At 57.2% G+C, this 13,706-nt stretch carries 11 protein-coding genes; 7 read left to right on the top strand and 4 right to left on the bottom strand.

Annotated elements, in window-relative coordinates; genetic code table 11:
- Positions 1-25 precede the first annotated feature (25 nt).
- Positions 26-2,305, bottom strand: coding sequence for a 6-phosphofructokinase (locus G439_RS0102310; protein WP_022867574.1), 2,280 nt, complete (start codon positions 2,303-2,305; stop codon positions 26-28).
- Positions 2,306-2,445: 140 nt separating this feature from the next.
- Between G439_RS0102310 and G439_RS0102305 the strand changes: the two genes are divergently transcribed.
- On the top strand, positions 2,446-3,027 hold the full coding sequence (locus tag G439_RS0102305) for a DUF1349 domain-containing protein (protein WP_026459297.1): 582 nt from the start codon (positions 2,446-2,448) through the stop codon (positions 3,025-3,027).
- Between the two features lie 102 nt (positions 3,028-3,129).
- On the opposite strand, the gene G439_RS0102300 is transcribed toward G439_RS0102305, so the two are convergent.
- The 3 genes from G439_RS0102300 to G439_RS0102290 form a co-directional block, all read right to left on the bottom strand.
- Positions 3,130-4,461, bottom strand: coding sequence for a dicarboxylate/amino acid:cation symporter (locus tag G439_RS0102300; RefSeq protein WP_022867572.1), 1,332 nt, complete (start codon positions 4,459-4,461; stop codon positions 3,130-3,132).
- A 123-nt stretch (positions 4,462-4,584) separates the two neighbouring features.
- Positions 4,585-5,802 (bottom strand): NADP-dependent isocitrate dehydrogenase, encoded by a 1,218-nt coding sequence (locus G439_RS0102295; protein ID WP_022867571.1) that lies wholly within the window; start codon positions 5,800-5,802, stop codon positions 4,585-4,587.
- Positions 5,803-5,925: 123 nt separating this feature from the next.
- Positions 5,926-6,216, bottom strand: a complete 291-nt coding sequence (locus tag G439_RS0102290; RefSeq protein WP_022867570.1) for a DUF3017 domain-containing protein — start codon at positions 6,214-6,216, stop codon at positions 5,926-5,928.
- A 127-nt stretch (positions 6,217-6,343) separates the two neighbouring features.
- Here G439_RS0102290 and G439_RS12690 point away from each other — a divergent pair, with 127 nt between their 5' ends.
- The 6 genes from G439_RS12690 (at position 6,344) to G439_RS0102265 (ending at position 13,673) form a co-directional block, all read left to right on the top strand.
- On the top strand, positions 6,344-7,312 hold the full coding sequence (locus G439_RS12690) for a glycoside hydrolase family 3 protein (protein ID WP_207382251.1): 969 nt from the start codon (positions 6,344-6,346) through the stop codon (positions 7,310-7,312).
- Positions 7,249-8,502: a glycoside hydrolase family 3 C-terminal domain-containing protein gene (locus tag G439_RS12685; RefSeq protein ID WP_341532743.1), complete on the top strand. Its 1,254-nt coding sequence runs from the start codon at positions 7,249-7,251 to the stop codon at positions 8,500-8,502. Before G439_RS12690 ends, G439_RS12685 begins: the two co-directional genes overlap by 64 nt.
- Before the next feature lie 9 nt (positions 8,503-8,511).
- Positions 8,512-9,948 carry an MFS transporter gene (locus tag G439_RS0102280; RefSeq protein WP_022867569.1) on the top strand — a complete coding sequence of 479 codons (1,437 nt, stop codon included), beginning with the start codon at positions 8,512-8,514 and terminating at the stop codon, positions 9,946-9,948.
- 82 nt (positions 9,949-10,030) lie between these two features.
- Positions 10,031-10,651: a TetR/AcrR family transcriptional regulator gene (locus tag G439_RS0102275; RefSeq protein ID WP_022867568.1), complete on the top strand. Its 621-nt coding sequence runs from the start codon at positions 10,031-10,033 to the stop codon at positions 10,649-10,651.
- Between the two features lie 237 nt (positions 10,652-10,888).
- Complete coding sequence (gene pta, locus G439_RS0102270; RefSeq protein WP_022867567.1) at positions 10,889-12,382, top strand: phosphate acetyltransferase; 1,494 nt, start codon at positions 10,889-10,891, stop codon at positions 12,380-12,382.
- Between the two features lie 94 nt (positions 12,383-12,476).
- Entirely contained in the window at positions 12,477-13,673 is a 1,197-nt protein-coding gene (locus tag G439_RS0102265; protein WP_022867566.1) for an acetate/propionate family kinase, read from the top strand.
- Positions 13,674-13,706 lie beyond the last annotated feature (33 nt).

The following is a 13,706-nucleotide window of genomic DNA, read 5'->3' as shown; positions in this document are numbered from 1 at the left end:
AGTCTTCCGGTGAGAAGAGTACAGGTCAATCCTGTGCGTCGCCGATGCTGATGGCCGCAGCCTCAGCTCCAGAATCTTTGAGCGAGACGATGCGCTGGACCGCGGTGAACTCCCTCCACCACTGATCGAAGGGGCGGCGATTAGAAATGTCAAGATCGTCAAACATATTCTTCACCAGTCGCGCCTCGATCCGGTTGCCGACTTGGCCGATATAGACGCCCTCAGACTCGCCGCGGGTGAACTGGTTCTGAATATGTTCCAGCGCCCTGTTGGCTAAGCGAGTGGCAAGCAGACGGTCAAAGGGGCTGGGAGACCCGCCCTGCTGGAGGTGCCCAAGTGCACTGTGACGCACGTCGAAAAGCCCCTGGGAAGCGGACTCGAAGACTGATGCCAGGAACTCGCGGTCATAGAAAGCCGAAGCATTCTCATTGACTAGGGTGACGAAAAGCTTGCGCCCAGACTTGAAAGACTCGGCCATTTTCTTTGCATCCTGGCCGATCTGGTCCAGGGTGGGAGTGTCCTCATTGAGGTACATGAACTCCGCCCCCGTTGCAAGCGCGGACATGAGAGTCAGGTATCCGCAGCGCCGTCCCATAACTTCGGCTATGAAGCAGCGGCGCGCAGCCGACGCTGATTCTTTAATTCGATCGATTGCCCACGTTGCATTGTTCAGCGCGGTGTCAGCGCCAATCGACAGTTCCGAGCCGGGCAGATTGTTGTCAATCGAGGCGGGCACGAGGACGATCGGAATGCGGAATGCAGGATAGCGGTCACGTTCAGTTATCATGGCGTTGACAGCCAGATAAGCGTTGAGCCCGCCGATGACAATGAGGGCGTCCAACTCGTTGCGTTCAATGGCACGGCCCAGCGCGTAATACTCCTCAATTTCGGGTACTTCGCGCCGGGTTCCCAGCTCCGCACCGCCCTTGAAAGCCCAGCCCTCGACGTCAGCCCACGTCAGTTCCTTGACCTTGTTGTCAGCCAGCCCTTTCCAGGATCCTTCAATGCCGAGCATGGTCCAGCCTCGAGCAATACCTAGGCGAACTACGGCGCGGGCCGCGGTGTTCATGCCGGGCGCAAGACCGCCTGCGTGCAGGATGCCTACGCGTCTGGGTGATTCGGTTGGTGCCGGGGTGAGTTGTGGCGGGGTAGAAAGGATCGCGTTAATGTCGACCATCGTTCGGAAGGAACGGCCGCGCGCATTCTGGGCGGCCTCGTAGTCGCCCGCGGCAATGAGGTCTTTGACGGCGCGCGTGTCTTTAACAGCCTTCATCAAAGGAATGCGAGTGATCCGATTGTGCCGTAAACCCAGGATGCATGGGATGTCATCGGGGCCGCGGCTGAGGATCTCTTGGACAGCACCGTAACCCAATAGTGTGGACATCCATCGGTCGTAGGCCGAGGGCGTGCCGCCCCTTTGCACGTGGCCAAGGATGGTGACGCGCGCGTCCTCGCCGCTGCGTTCTTTAATGACGTCAGCAATGTGCTGGGTGGTGAGCAGGTTGTCGTCGCGGTCGGTTGCTCCTTCAGCGACAAGGACGAGGGATTCACGTCGCCCAGCTTCTCGGCCCAAACGCAGGTGTTCAGCCAAATCGTCTTCCCAGCCGGGGGCTGCGGGATTTTCCGGAGTGAAAACGTAGTCGGCACCACCGGCGACTGCAGCCATAAGCGGCAGGTATCCGCAGTGGCGTCCCATAACTTCGACGACGAAGCAACGTTGATGTGAGGCCGCGGTGCTGGTCAGTTGGTCGAGGGCGTCAAGGATACGGTGGAGGGCAGTGTCGGCTCCGATGGTCATGTCGGTGCCAACCATGTCGTTGTCAATCGATCCAACTAGTCCAACGACAATAAGGGCGGGGTGTGCGTCTGCCACCTCGCGGTTAATGATGCCCTCGTCAACCAGTTCATTCATGTGTTGGGGCCATTCGCTGCGGAACTCGTCTGTGCCTGACAGGGAGCCGTCACCCCCAATGACAACGAGGCGGTCAATGCCGTGTTCAATGAGATGCTTGGCGGCTGCGTGGCGGCCTTCGTAGTCCCGGAACTCAGGGCAGCGTGCGGTTCCGATAACGGTTCCGCCCTCTTGGAGGATGCTGGAGACGTCAGACCATTCCATCTTTTTGATAGCGTCGCCGCCTTTGACTGCCCCAGACCAGCCTTCAAGTACAGCGTATGGCTGCGCGCCACGGGCAAGGGCCGTGCGGACAACGGCTCGCACTGCTGCATTCATCCCTTGGGCATCGCCGCCGGAGGTGAGGACACCAATCTTGGTCTGAGCGGTGGTGGACTGGCTAGTGGATTCCATGCCTGGATTCTCCGTTTCCTGTGACGCGCACTCGTTGCGTGTCGAACCAATTCAAGTCTATTGTCCCTTCTACTAAACAGCACCTGGGCTGACACTGCGAAGCTCGTTGTCGAAACCACGCTACAGGTATGATGTCGTTCATGACACACGCAGCAAGTTGGGTGGGCGAATGGACAACCGCGCCCGTCGCAGTCCAAGCCCTCGAGAATGGTTCCCTCGTCGTCGAAGCCATTGAAAAATCTGATGCATGGAGGACCACTTCCTACGGGTTCACCCTGCACACCGCTCACGCCCTCGTCGCCCCCTTCGAAGAAGGCAAAGCCATCGATGTCGTTTTCACTGCCGACTACACCAGAAAATTCGACCAAGCTGGGTTGTTCATCGAAGCCTCCGAGTCAGAATGGATCAAGGCTGGTGTCGAATTCTCAGATGGCGCACCCCAGCTCGGTGCCGTGGTCACCCGCACTATGTCCGACTGGTCGGTTACTCCGCGTCCCGATATGGCTGGGCAACGTATTCGAGTACGCGCATCTTGGACGGGGGATGCCATCACCCTACGCGCAGGAATTGATGGCCAGCCGTTAAGTCTTCTGCGGCTCGCACCTTGGACACCAACCTGCCCTGTACGTGCAGGCCTATACCTGTGCGCGCCGAGCCGTTCAGGACTGAAAGTCACTTTCCACGAGTGCAGCGTAGGCGAACCTGATGTATCCCTTCACTGATGACGTATCTGCGGATTCCAGCTAGAACGCTGAGTTAATAGGGCAATGCCCCGGGCGATGCTCAAATTCATCTACCCGGGGCATTATTTTCTTGGGGATAGGTTAGCCGAGAGCTTCTGCTCCATTTCGGGCAGCGGATTCAGCAAGCTCTTCAGAGGTCACTACACCGTCGACCGATACGCGATCCAGGTACTTCATGCCGTCGAACGCCAGATCCTTGGTATTTTCCGGATCGGCAGCGCGACCGATGCGGCCTTGCGAAATCTTGTCAATGATTAGCGCAATCGCTCCGTCACCGGTGACATTGGTGGCAGTACCGAAGGAGTCGAGAGCGATGTACGTGGCGATCATCAAAGCAACCTGAGCCTCATTGAATCCAAGCATCGAGGCCAGCAGGCCTGTGGCCGCCATAATCGCTCCACCAGGAACACCGGGGGCAGCGATCATAGTGATACCGAGCATGAAGATGAAGCCAACCCACTGAATTAGCGATACGTCAATGTTCTGTGTCAGAGCAATCGCGAAAGCGAAAGCAAAGATCTTCGAGGTTGAACCAGCCAGGTGGATGGTCGCACACAACGGGACAGTGAAAGAAGCAACTGCGTCAGAAATACCATTCTTCTTCGTCTGGCGTAGCGTCACAGGGATGGTTGCCGCCGAGGATGAAGTGCCCAGTGCCGTCAGGTAGGCGGGCATCATGGTAGCCAGGGCCTTGAAGGGGTTCTTCTTGGCGATAGCACCGGCAACACCGTATTGAATACCGAGAATGACCACTTCAAGCAGGAGAACAACGATGACGACGCGCAGCAGCGTGTGCATGATGTCCCAGGCTTCGCCCGTGTAAGTCAGGTTCAAGAAAATGCCGAAGATATGCAGGGGCAGCAGCGGAATAATGATGCGCTCAATGAGTTTGGTGATGATGGCGCGGAACTCAATGAAGCCCTTGCGCATCACACCACGGGGGACCATCGCCAGGCCAATACCGATGACGAAGGACAGCAGAAGCGCCGTCATGACGCCAACGGGCGCAGGCATTTCAACGGTGAAGTAGGTGGCCAGCGAGCTGCCTGGCTCCTTAACGTCCTCTAATCCCTCAGCTCCTAGCAGCCCCGGCAGAACCGCAGCACAGGCCAGGTAGGTCAAGAAACCAGAGAAGAGCGTCGAGCCGTAAGCGATGGCTGCGGTGATGCCGAGCCATCGGCCTGCTCCTCGACCCAGGTCCGCGATCGCGGGGGTGACCAGGCCGATGATGATGAGCGGAATGGAGAAGCTCAGAAATTGGCTGAATAGGTCGGAGAAGGTTGCGAAGATTCGCCCGATACCAACGGGAATCAGGTGGTTGTCACCGATCTTGATCGAGCCGAGGATCAGGGCGAGAACGATCGCCGTAATGACCCAGACAAGGATGCCGGAGTTCTTGAAGAAAGTGCGCATGTTGACTGCTACCTAGCACTTGTAGTGATGGGATCAGGTCAAGCATGCGCCATCCATGCCCTTTGCCTTTTCTTTGCTCACATAACGGACTCTGGGATGAGCCCGTTCAGTAAGAAACCTGTGTCAGGCCAAAGCCTTTTGCAGGTTCTCATCCAACGCCGACAAGAATGCCTGAGTGTTGAGCCACTCCTGGTCAGAGCCAATAAGCATGGCCAAATCCTTCGTCATTTGGCCGCCCTCGACCGTGTCGATCACGACCTTCTCCAAGGTATTAGCAAATCCGACGACCTCGGGTGTGGAGTCGAGGGCGCCGCGGTGGGCCAAGCCCCGTGTCCACGCGAAGATCGACGCGATCGGGTTGGTCGACGTTTCCTTGCCGGCCTGGTATTGACGGTAGTGGCGAGTGACGGTGCCGTGAGCGGCCTCCGCCTCCATGGTGCGACCGTCAGGAGTCATCAGAACCGAAGTCATCAGACCCAGCGAACCGAATCCTTGAGCCACAACGTCGGATTGCACATCACCGTCATAGTTCTTGCAGGCCCACACGTAGCCGCCCTCCCACTTGAGAGCAGAAGCGACCATATCGTCAATGAGGCGATGCTCATAGGTCAGGCCCGCAGCTTCGAAATCTGCCTTGAATTCGTGCTCATAGACGTCGGCGAAGATGTCCTTGAAAGCGCCGTCATAGGCCTTGAGAATGGTGTTTTTGGTGGACAGATAAACCGGGTATCCGCGCTTGAGACCATAGGCGAAGGACGCACGTGCAAAGTCAACTATGGACTCGTTGAAGTTATACATTCCCATGGTCACACCGCCGCCCTCGGGAATGCGCACAACCTCGTGTTGGATGGGTTCGGACCCGTCTTCGGGCGTGAAGGTCAAGGTGACGGTACCGGCGCCCGCCAGCTTGAGGTCGGTGGCCTTGTACTGGTCACCGAACGCATGACGACCAACAACAATCGGCTTGGTCCAGCCCGGAACCAGGCGAGGCACATTAGACATGATGATGGGCTCACGGAAAATGACACCGCCCAAGATATTGCGGATCGTACCGTTAGGGCTCTTCCACATTTTCTTGAGGCCGAATTCTTCGACGCGGGCCTCATCGGGGGTAATGGTGGCGCACTTGATGCCGACGCCGTGTTCTTTAATCGCGTTGGCAGCATCAATAGTGACCTGGTCGTCTGTCGCGTCGCGGTTTTGAATCGACAGGTCGTAGTAGCGCAGATCGACGTCGAGGTAAGGATGGATCAGACGTTCCTTAATAAAGGCCCATATGATACGAGTCATCTCGTCACCGTCGAGTTCAACAACGGGCCCAGCAACCTTAATGGTTGACATCGTTCCTCCAACGCTCAGCTCAGCCACGGGTGCATACACCCTTTGATCTCAACACTGAGGTTACTGGATTGAAGCCAATGACGTTGGCTGCGCCCAGGTTCGGAACAGGTTGTAACCAGGGACTTAGCCCAGTCCGATCGTGGCAGTAAAAGGCGATAAGTACCACATGGCAAGAGCCACTGCCGCCATCACTGCACTGTCGATCCACCGATTGCGGCACGCAAACCAGGGTCTACCCGGAATCACCAGGCGCAAGATCGCCATTGCGATCAGCATGACAACAACACTCAGGACAGCACGGTGAGGATGATCCAGAAGTAGCAGGAGGACCACTGATGCAACACCCGCGAGCACAACAAGCATCGATGCTTTCTCACCCCAAACGACCAGTCGCTTAACTGTGCTCTGTTCCATCACGCTGCACACCTTAGCGGGTCTTGCTGACACGAAAGCTCTTGACAGTCACGTCGGGGAAGGAATTAAAATTATTACCTACCGATTAGTCGGTAGGTTGCAATGCTGTAGATCAAAGGAGATCCTCATGGTGGCAACACCGTTCGAAACTGCAGTTCAAGCTGTCAAACAAGGAAACGACGCCTTCACTGAAGCAGAAAAGCTCTACAACCAGCTGACCAGCGAAGAAAAACTCTCACTACTTGACGGAGACACCCCCTTCTGGCAGGGGATGACTGAAATGATGCAGATCGGTTATAACACCGCTCCATATGTCCACGGCCAGATTGACCGCTTAGGCATCCCGGGCACCAGATTTGTTGACGGCCCCCGTGGATGCGTCAGCGCAAACGGCACAGCCTTCCCCGTATCCATGGCCCGAGGAGCCACATGGGACACAGACCTAGAGGAACGCGTGGGTGACGCAATCGGCACTGAGGTCCGCGCTGTCGGTGGCAATTTCTTCGGTGGCGTATACATCAACTTGCCCCGCCATCCAGCCTGGGGACGTATCCAGGAAACCTACGGTGAAGACACCTACATCTTGGGCGAAATGGGAGCTGCGCTCACCCGAGGTATTCAGCGTCACGCCATGGCCTGCGCTAAGCACTACGCACTCAATTCAATGGAAAACAAACGCTTCGAAGTTGATGTCACAATCAGTGAAGAAGACCTCCACGAGCAGTACTTACCACACTTCAAGCGCACCGTCGATGAGGGCGTCGCAGCGATTATGAGTGCCTACAACTCTGTCAACGGGCAATGGGCTGGCCAAAACCATCACCTTCTCACAGAGGTCTTACGCAACCAGTGGGGCTGGGACGGCATTACCGTTTCAGACTTCATTTGGGGCCTGCGTAATGCAGCGAAGTCGCTTGAGGCCGGCCTCGACCTCGAGGACCCTTCACTCAACAGCGCGCAGAGCACCTCACCAACGCCCTCCAGTCGGGTGAAGCCTCGTGGGACAACGTACGCCGCTCCGGCGTCCGACTCATCGCCGCACAAATACGTTCCTACGCCAAACGTGACGAAGTTCCCGAAGACCTCTCACTTCTAGCTTCTGATGAGCACCGCCTTCTCGCACGGGAAGTCGCCAACCGCGCCATCACCCTGCTCAAAAACGAGGAAATTGACGGGACCTCCATCCTTCCCCTGACACACAGTCCAGCCTCGATCGCGGTCATCGGACGCCTTGCCACAGCAGAGAATATGGGCGATTCCGGCTCCTCGATGGTACGTCCACCCTCGCACGTGACCCCCTTGGAAGGAATCCGCGCTGCGTACCCCAAAGCAAAGATCATCCATGTCTGCGAAGACGATCCGAAAGCGGCAGCCAAGGCTGCTGCCGAGGCCGAAATTGCCATTATTGTCGCAGGCTTTACAAAGCATGATGAAGGCGAATGGGTCGGCGGAGACACAATGGACGATCCCATCCTCACTGCTCTATATCCTGAACTCCCCGAAGGAAGCGAGATCCCGACCGGTGAGGCAAACGTCATCATGACCGCTGGATACGGTGGCGACCGCTCTCACCTAGCTTTACGAGACATCGACGAAGAGATTATCCTCGCAGTCGCAGATGCCAATCCTCGTACCATCGTCGCCCTCGTAGGCGCAGGAACCATCATGATGGAGCGTTGGCGCAAGCAAGTCCCAGCAATCCTCATGCTCTGGTACGCCGGAATGGAGGGCGGACACGCCTTCGCCGACGTTCTTCGAGGCTCTGTCAACCCTTCTGGCCGCCTGCCATTCTCCATTCCAACAAGCGAGGAGCACCTGCCTGCATTCGATCGCGACGCCACCACTGTCACTTACGACCGCTGGCACGGACAAAGACTCCTTGACCGCCTCGGCGTCAAAGCGGCCTATCCACTCGGTTGGGGTCTGTCATATACGAGTTACCGCCTAGACACCGCCGAGATTATTGGCTCAGTCGGACAGGGAGCCGACCGTATCCTGACCATGCACGTCAAGGTGTCCAACACCGGCGAACGCGATGGCATCCAGGTTGTCCAGGTATACGGACGCGGAGGTCGTCATGCCGAAGAGAGCCAGCTTCTCGGCTTCGCCACCGTCGAGGTCCCGGCGGCTTCCAGCGCCAACGCATCAATTCCCGTACGCCTCACGCAGCTAGGTTCTTGGGATCGGAATGTCGGCGCAATCGTCCTTGAAGACGGAGAAATTGAGCTCGAAGTCGCTTTCCACGCTCACGACGAACAAGCAATTCGCCTGCTCATTTCAAAGTGAGGTGTAATCATGTCAACCTTACTCGATTCACAGGCACACTCGACTCGTCCCCAGCAAGGAGGCCCACGACTCTCCCTACTCCAGCAGATCGGCTATGGCCTAGGCGATGCCGGAATGAATTTCTCTTGGACTTTTATTTCCTCATTCGCCATGTTCTATATGACGAACTACGTGGGAGTAGGTGCAACAATCCTTGGGACCCTCATGCTCGTCGCACGTCTCACCGACGGCGTCTCCGACCTCGTCTTCGGGCTTCTCCTCGACCGCACCCGCACACGCTGGGGGCAAGCTAGACCGTGGCTATTCTGGTCAACCTTTCCTTTAGCGGTGGGGACCTTCATGCTGTTCAACGTGCCGCAGGGCCTATCCGAATCAGCCCGCGCAGGATACTTTTTCGTGCTGTACCTACTCATCGGCACCTTCTTCTACACCGCCGCGAATATCTCCTACAACGCGCTAGTCGCTCTGAGTACCACGCATGAGCCGACCCGTGTATCTATGGGGTCAATCCGCTTCATCTTCACGATCCTGGCAGTACTGACAATCTCCAGCGTTACCCTCAAGCTTGTCGATATTTTCGGCAAAGGATCAAAGGGATGGGCAGCCGTAGGTGGCCTTTATGGACTCGTCATTGTCGTACTTCTGCTGATTTCTTTCTTCTCTCTCAAAGAACTCAAGACCTGGACCAAAGAAGAAGCGGCGGCAGAAAAACACAAGATCAAGTTCGAGAAGACCACGCGCCACCCCCTGTCATCGCGCCGCATCGGAACCGACATCGCAACTGTCGTGCGCAATCCCTACTTCCTGATGATCCTAGGCATCACTACGCTTTTCTATATCAACAACGGTCTCACCGGTGGAGCGGGCGTTTACTTTGCAACCTACATCCTTGGCAACGGAAACTACCTCGGCCCACTGACCACGGCAGCCTTTGCACCCATGGTGGTTGTCCTGGCATTCCTTCCAACAATCACTCAGAAGTATGGAGTCTGGCGCGTTAACGTCATCTCATCAGCGATCTCAGCGATCGGCTACGGACTGGGGTGGTTCTTCCAAGACAGCCTGCCGGGTCTTCTCGGGGCCTTGGTAATTGCAGCCATTGGCAACGCATCTTTCTTAGGAACCTTCATGGCATACGTAGCGGCCGTTGGCGACAACATCCAGCTACGCAAGGGCAACGAGCTTCAAGGTCTAACTTTCTCAGCCTCGTCGATTGGAATCAAAGTTGGTCAGGGAATCGGAGCAGCGGCAGTCGGTTGGCTTCTCGGAGCAGCCGGATTCGATGCTGCCCTGTCTTACCAGTCAGAAACAGTGCTTCAAGTGACAATACTTGCCTACCTAGGCATTTCCATCCTACTGGCACTGCTGAGGCTCGCACTGTTCCTCCCCTTCCGAGTCTTCGAAGCAAATAAGAAGCTGCGCGAGATGGGAGTCCAAAACTCCTAAGATCGAAGCAGCCACGTTGTCGTGGTGGGCAATACTTGATTTCTGCCCGCCACGACAACTCGGACAGACAAGGAGGGTGGAAATGACTAAGCGAATCCGATTGAAGGCGGAAGACCGCGTCACGAGCATCGTCGAGGAAGCTAGTCGGCTAATCTCCCTCAAGGGCTATTTCGGCTTCACAATTGCCGCCCTCGCCCAACAATGTGGTCTGTCAAATGCTGGCCTCCTCCACCACATTGGCTCGAAGGAGCAAGTACTTCAGATGGTCCTTGACGACCGTGATGATCGCGACCTTGCAGTCATGGCTAAAGTCGGCGGAGACATCGACTGGGAAACTGTCGAATCAGGGCAAGCTAACTTATCTGTTCACACCGCCGTCAAAATGTTGCACGCCCTCGTTAAACATAATGAGACCCAACCGATGATCGTGCGCCTGTACGCAATCTTGCGCAATGAGTCCCTCGCAGTCGAGCATCCCAGCCATGACTACTTCATCGCGAGAGATGCGTGGTCACTGCGCCTGCTCGAAGGGATGTTTACAAAAACCGATCATGCACAAGCACTGAGTCGCGAGCTTCTTGCTCTCATGGGAGGCCTCGAGGAGCAGTGGCTGCGTGACCCTTCCTTGTCCCTTATCGACCTTTGGGACGAAGCTGTCAACGTACTTCTTGTCGGCCACGGCATCACCGTGGATTCACACTGATGCCTTTCCTGAATCGAATAGTGTCTTTTTCTTTCGAGGTCTTCACCACACAGCAACTGTCATTGGCATCGGTACCCCAGAGTGTCCAATTGGAAATCCGACGGTGCCCATACGTTCACGGACTGCAAGTGTTTCGTCGATTCCAGATTCAGCGGCGTCTTTGTCACATGCGCGGCGCTACGATATTCACGCGATGCAAACCGTCGTGCACATTTTCACGTGATTGAAGGAGCTTCCGTGACTTCCCGCTACATCGTCGTAGGACCCGGATCCGCTGACACCGCTACCCAGGTCGGCGACGAACTCGCCAAGGCCCTCCAGACCCGCGGCACCCTAACCCGTCTTGACGTCTTCGCAGGCACCAACGCTCGCGAAGCCGCTACCTCCCCCACCCAGGCTCTTCCCGCCGCAGTCGAGGCCGTGCGCGCAGCTGACTCTGATTTCGTCCTCGTCGACGCTTTGGACCAGGCTGACGCACGCACCTTTGATGCCGTTGGCTGGTCACTGGACCTGGCTGCCTCTGCTCAGGCAGGCGTCGTCCTCGCCCTCGATGGCGAGGGAGTCGGCGCAGAGCTGTTGGCCCAGGAAGTGCAAGTGGGTGTCGCTCGCGCCAAGGGACACGAGGCCAAGGTCGTGGCCGTTGCTGTGTCCTCGAACGCCAACATTGACACTGAGCTGCCGATTTTGTCGCTGCCGCTCAATGACGAGGCCGTCTCGCGTCTGCTCGAAACTGAAGCTCCTAACACGGTCACTCCCCTGTCCTTCCAGGCTGACCTTATTGACCGTGCGCGCGCAGACCGCAAGCGCATCGTGATGCCCGAACCCGAGGATGATCGTGTCCTGCAAGCTGCAGCGCAGATTATCGAGGGCGGGATTGCCGACATCATCTTGGTCGGAGACGCCGACCACGTGTCTTCGCGTTCCGCTGAACTGGGGATCGACTTGAGCCAGGCGAAGGTCGTGTCCGTTAATGACCCCGAGTTGCGCGAACAGTACGCCGTCGAGTTTGCGCGTTTGCGCGAAAAGAAGGGCGTCACCGTTGAGCAGGCCCGCGAGAAGGTCGCCGACGTTTCGTACTTTGGCACCATGATGGTGCACATGGGAGATGCCGACGGCATGGTCTCGGGCGCAGCTCACACCACCGCCCACACGATTGTCCCGTCCTTCCAGATCATTAAGACGGCGCCGGGAGTGTCCATTGTGTCGTCTGTCTTCCTCATGCTGATGAAGGATCGCGTGTGGGCCTTTGGCGACTGTGCGGTCAACCCGAACCCGACCCCCGAACAGTTGGCGGACATCGCGATCTCTTCGGCGCACACTGCCGCCCAGTTCGGCGTCGACCCGAAGGTCGCCATGCTGTCTTACTCGACCGGCTCTTCCGGTTCTGGTCCTGACGTTGACGCCGTCATTGAAGCCACGAAGATTGTGCGCGAGAAGGCCCCCGAGTTGGCTGTCGAAGGTCCGATCCAGTTCGATGCGGCTGTAGATTCGGCGGTGGCCGCCACCAAGCTGCCCGATTCTGCCGTTGCTGGACACGCCAATGTGTTTGTCTTCCCCTCACTTGAGGCGGGCAATATCGGTTACAAAGCTGTCCAGCGTTCCTCCGGCGCCGTTGCCGTTGGTCCGGTCTTGCAGGGGCTCAATAAGCCGGTCAACGACCTGTCGCGAGGTGCCCTGGTCGAAGACATTGTCAATACCGTTGCTCTGACAGCAATCCAAGCTCAGGGCTGAGGCGCGTGGCTCGGGTTCGTGTGAACCCGAGCCCGTCCTCGTCCATTACTCTTCTTCTGTATCCCACTCTTCCAGTTCATTGAAAGGCGTTAACGTGTCTACGACCGTCCTCGTCATTAACTCCGGTTCTTCTTCCATCAAGTACCAGCTCGTTGACCCGGCCACCGGCGACGCAGTTGCCAAGGGCATCGTCGAGCGTATCGGCGAGGCGATGGGCGACATTAAGCATGTTCACGGGGACCAGGTCACCGAAGAACGTCTGCCCGTGCCCGACCACGAGGTCGGTATGCGTGAGGTTTTGCGCCTCTTTGACACGAAGGGCCCTACCTTGGCACAAGCCAACGTTGTGGCTGTGGGCCACCGCGTCGTCCAGGGCGGAGAGTTCTTCGACGGCCCGGCCCTGATCACCGACGAGGTGCGCGACAAGATCGAAGAGCTGTGTCCGCTGGCTCCCCTGCACAACCCGGCCCACCTCAAGGGCATTGACGTGGCTCGTGAACTCATGGCAGACATCCCCCATGTTGCTGTCTTTGATACGGCGTTCTTCCAGCAGCTGCCCGCCAAGACGGCGACTTACGCGCTGGAAGCTGAGACTGCGAAGAAGTATTCGATCCGTCGTTACGGCGCCCACGGCACCTCTCATCAGTTCATTTCGCGCGAGATTTGCCAGATGCTCGACCGCGACGATCTCAAGCAGATCGTGTTGCACCTGGGCAATGGCGCCTCCGTGTCCGCCAACCTCAATGGCAAGCCGATTGACACTTCAATGGGTCTGACGCCGCTCGAGGGCCTGGTTATGGGTACTCGCACTGGCGACATTGATCCTGCGGTGGTGTTCCACCTGGCGCGCATGGGCATGTCCATTGATGAAATCGACACCCTGTTCAATAAGAAGTCCGGCATGAAAGGCTTGACTGGTGAAGCCGACATGCGTTCGGTGCGCGAAATGATTAACAATGACGCGGCTCCCGAAGCACAAAAGCGTGCGCGCGCAGCCATGGACGTCTACATCAATCGTCTGCTCAAGTACGTGGGTTCTTACACGGCTGAGCTTGGCGGCCTTGACGTCATTACTTTCACCGCTGGTATTGGTGAAAATGATGCGGCGATCCGCTCGGAGTTGGCTGAGGCTTTGGCTCCTTTCGGCGTCAAGATGGACGAAGAGAAGAACACTGCGCGTTCCAGCGAACCGCGCATTATTTCCAAGCCCGATTCCACGGTGATGCTGGTGGTCTACCCGACGAATGAGGAATTAGCGATCGCGCGCTTGGCGCAGCCTTTCGCTTCCTGATGTCTGTCGCGTCTGCCTGAAATTTCATATCGA

The organism is Schaalia vaccimaxillae DSM 15804, from assembly GCF_000420425.1.
GTDB lineage: Bacteria > Actinomycetota > Actinomycetes > Actinomycetales > Actinomycetaceae > Pauljensenia > Pauljensenia vaccimaxillae.
The sequence above is the reverse complement of the archived record's forward strand: the minus strand, read 5'-3'. Positions and strand labels throughout refer to the sequence as shown.

Coding starts and splice junctions, on each gene's coding strand:
- G439_RS0102275 (WP_022867568.1), top strand. CDS start 10,031: ATGACTAAGCGAATCCGATTGAAGGCGGAAGACCGCGTCACGAGCATC.
- G439_RS12690 (WP_207382251.1), top strand. CDS start 6,344: ATGGTGGCAACACCGTTCGAAACTGCAGTTCAAGCTGTCAAACAAGGA.
- G439_RS0102290 (WP_022867570.1), bottom strand. CDS start 6,216: ATGGAACAGAGCACAGTTAAGCGACTGGTCGTTTGGGGTGAGAAAGCA.
- G439_RS0102310 (WP_022867574.1), bottom strand. CDS start 2,305: ATGGAATCCACTAGCCAGTCCACCACCGCTCAGACCAAGATTGGTGTC.
- G439_RS0102300 (WP_022867572.1), bottom strand. CDS start 4,461: ATGCGCACTTTCTTCAAGAACTCCGGCATCCTTGTCTGGGTCATTACG.
- G439_RS0102295 (WP_022867571.1), bottom strand. CDS start 5,802: ATGTCAACCATTAAGGTTGCTGGGCCCGTTGTTGAACTCGACGGTGAC.
- G439_RS0102305 (WP_026459297.1), top strand. CDS start 2,446: ATGACACACGCAGCAAGTTGGGTGGGCGAATGGACAACCGCGCCCGTC.
- G439_RS0102280 (WP_022867569.1), top strand. CDS start 8,512: ATGTCAACCTTACTCGATTCACAGGCACACTCGACTCGTCCCCAGCAA.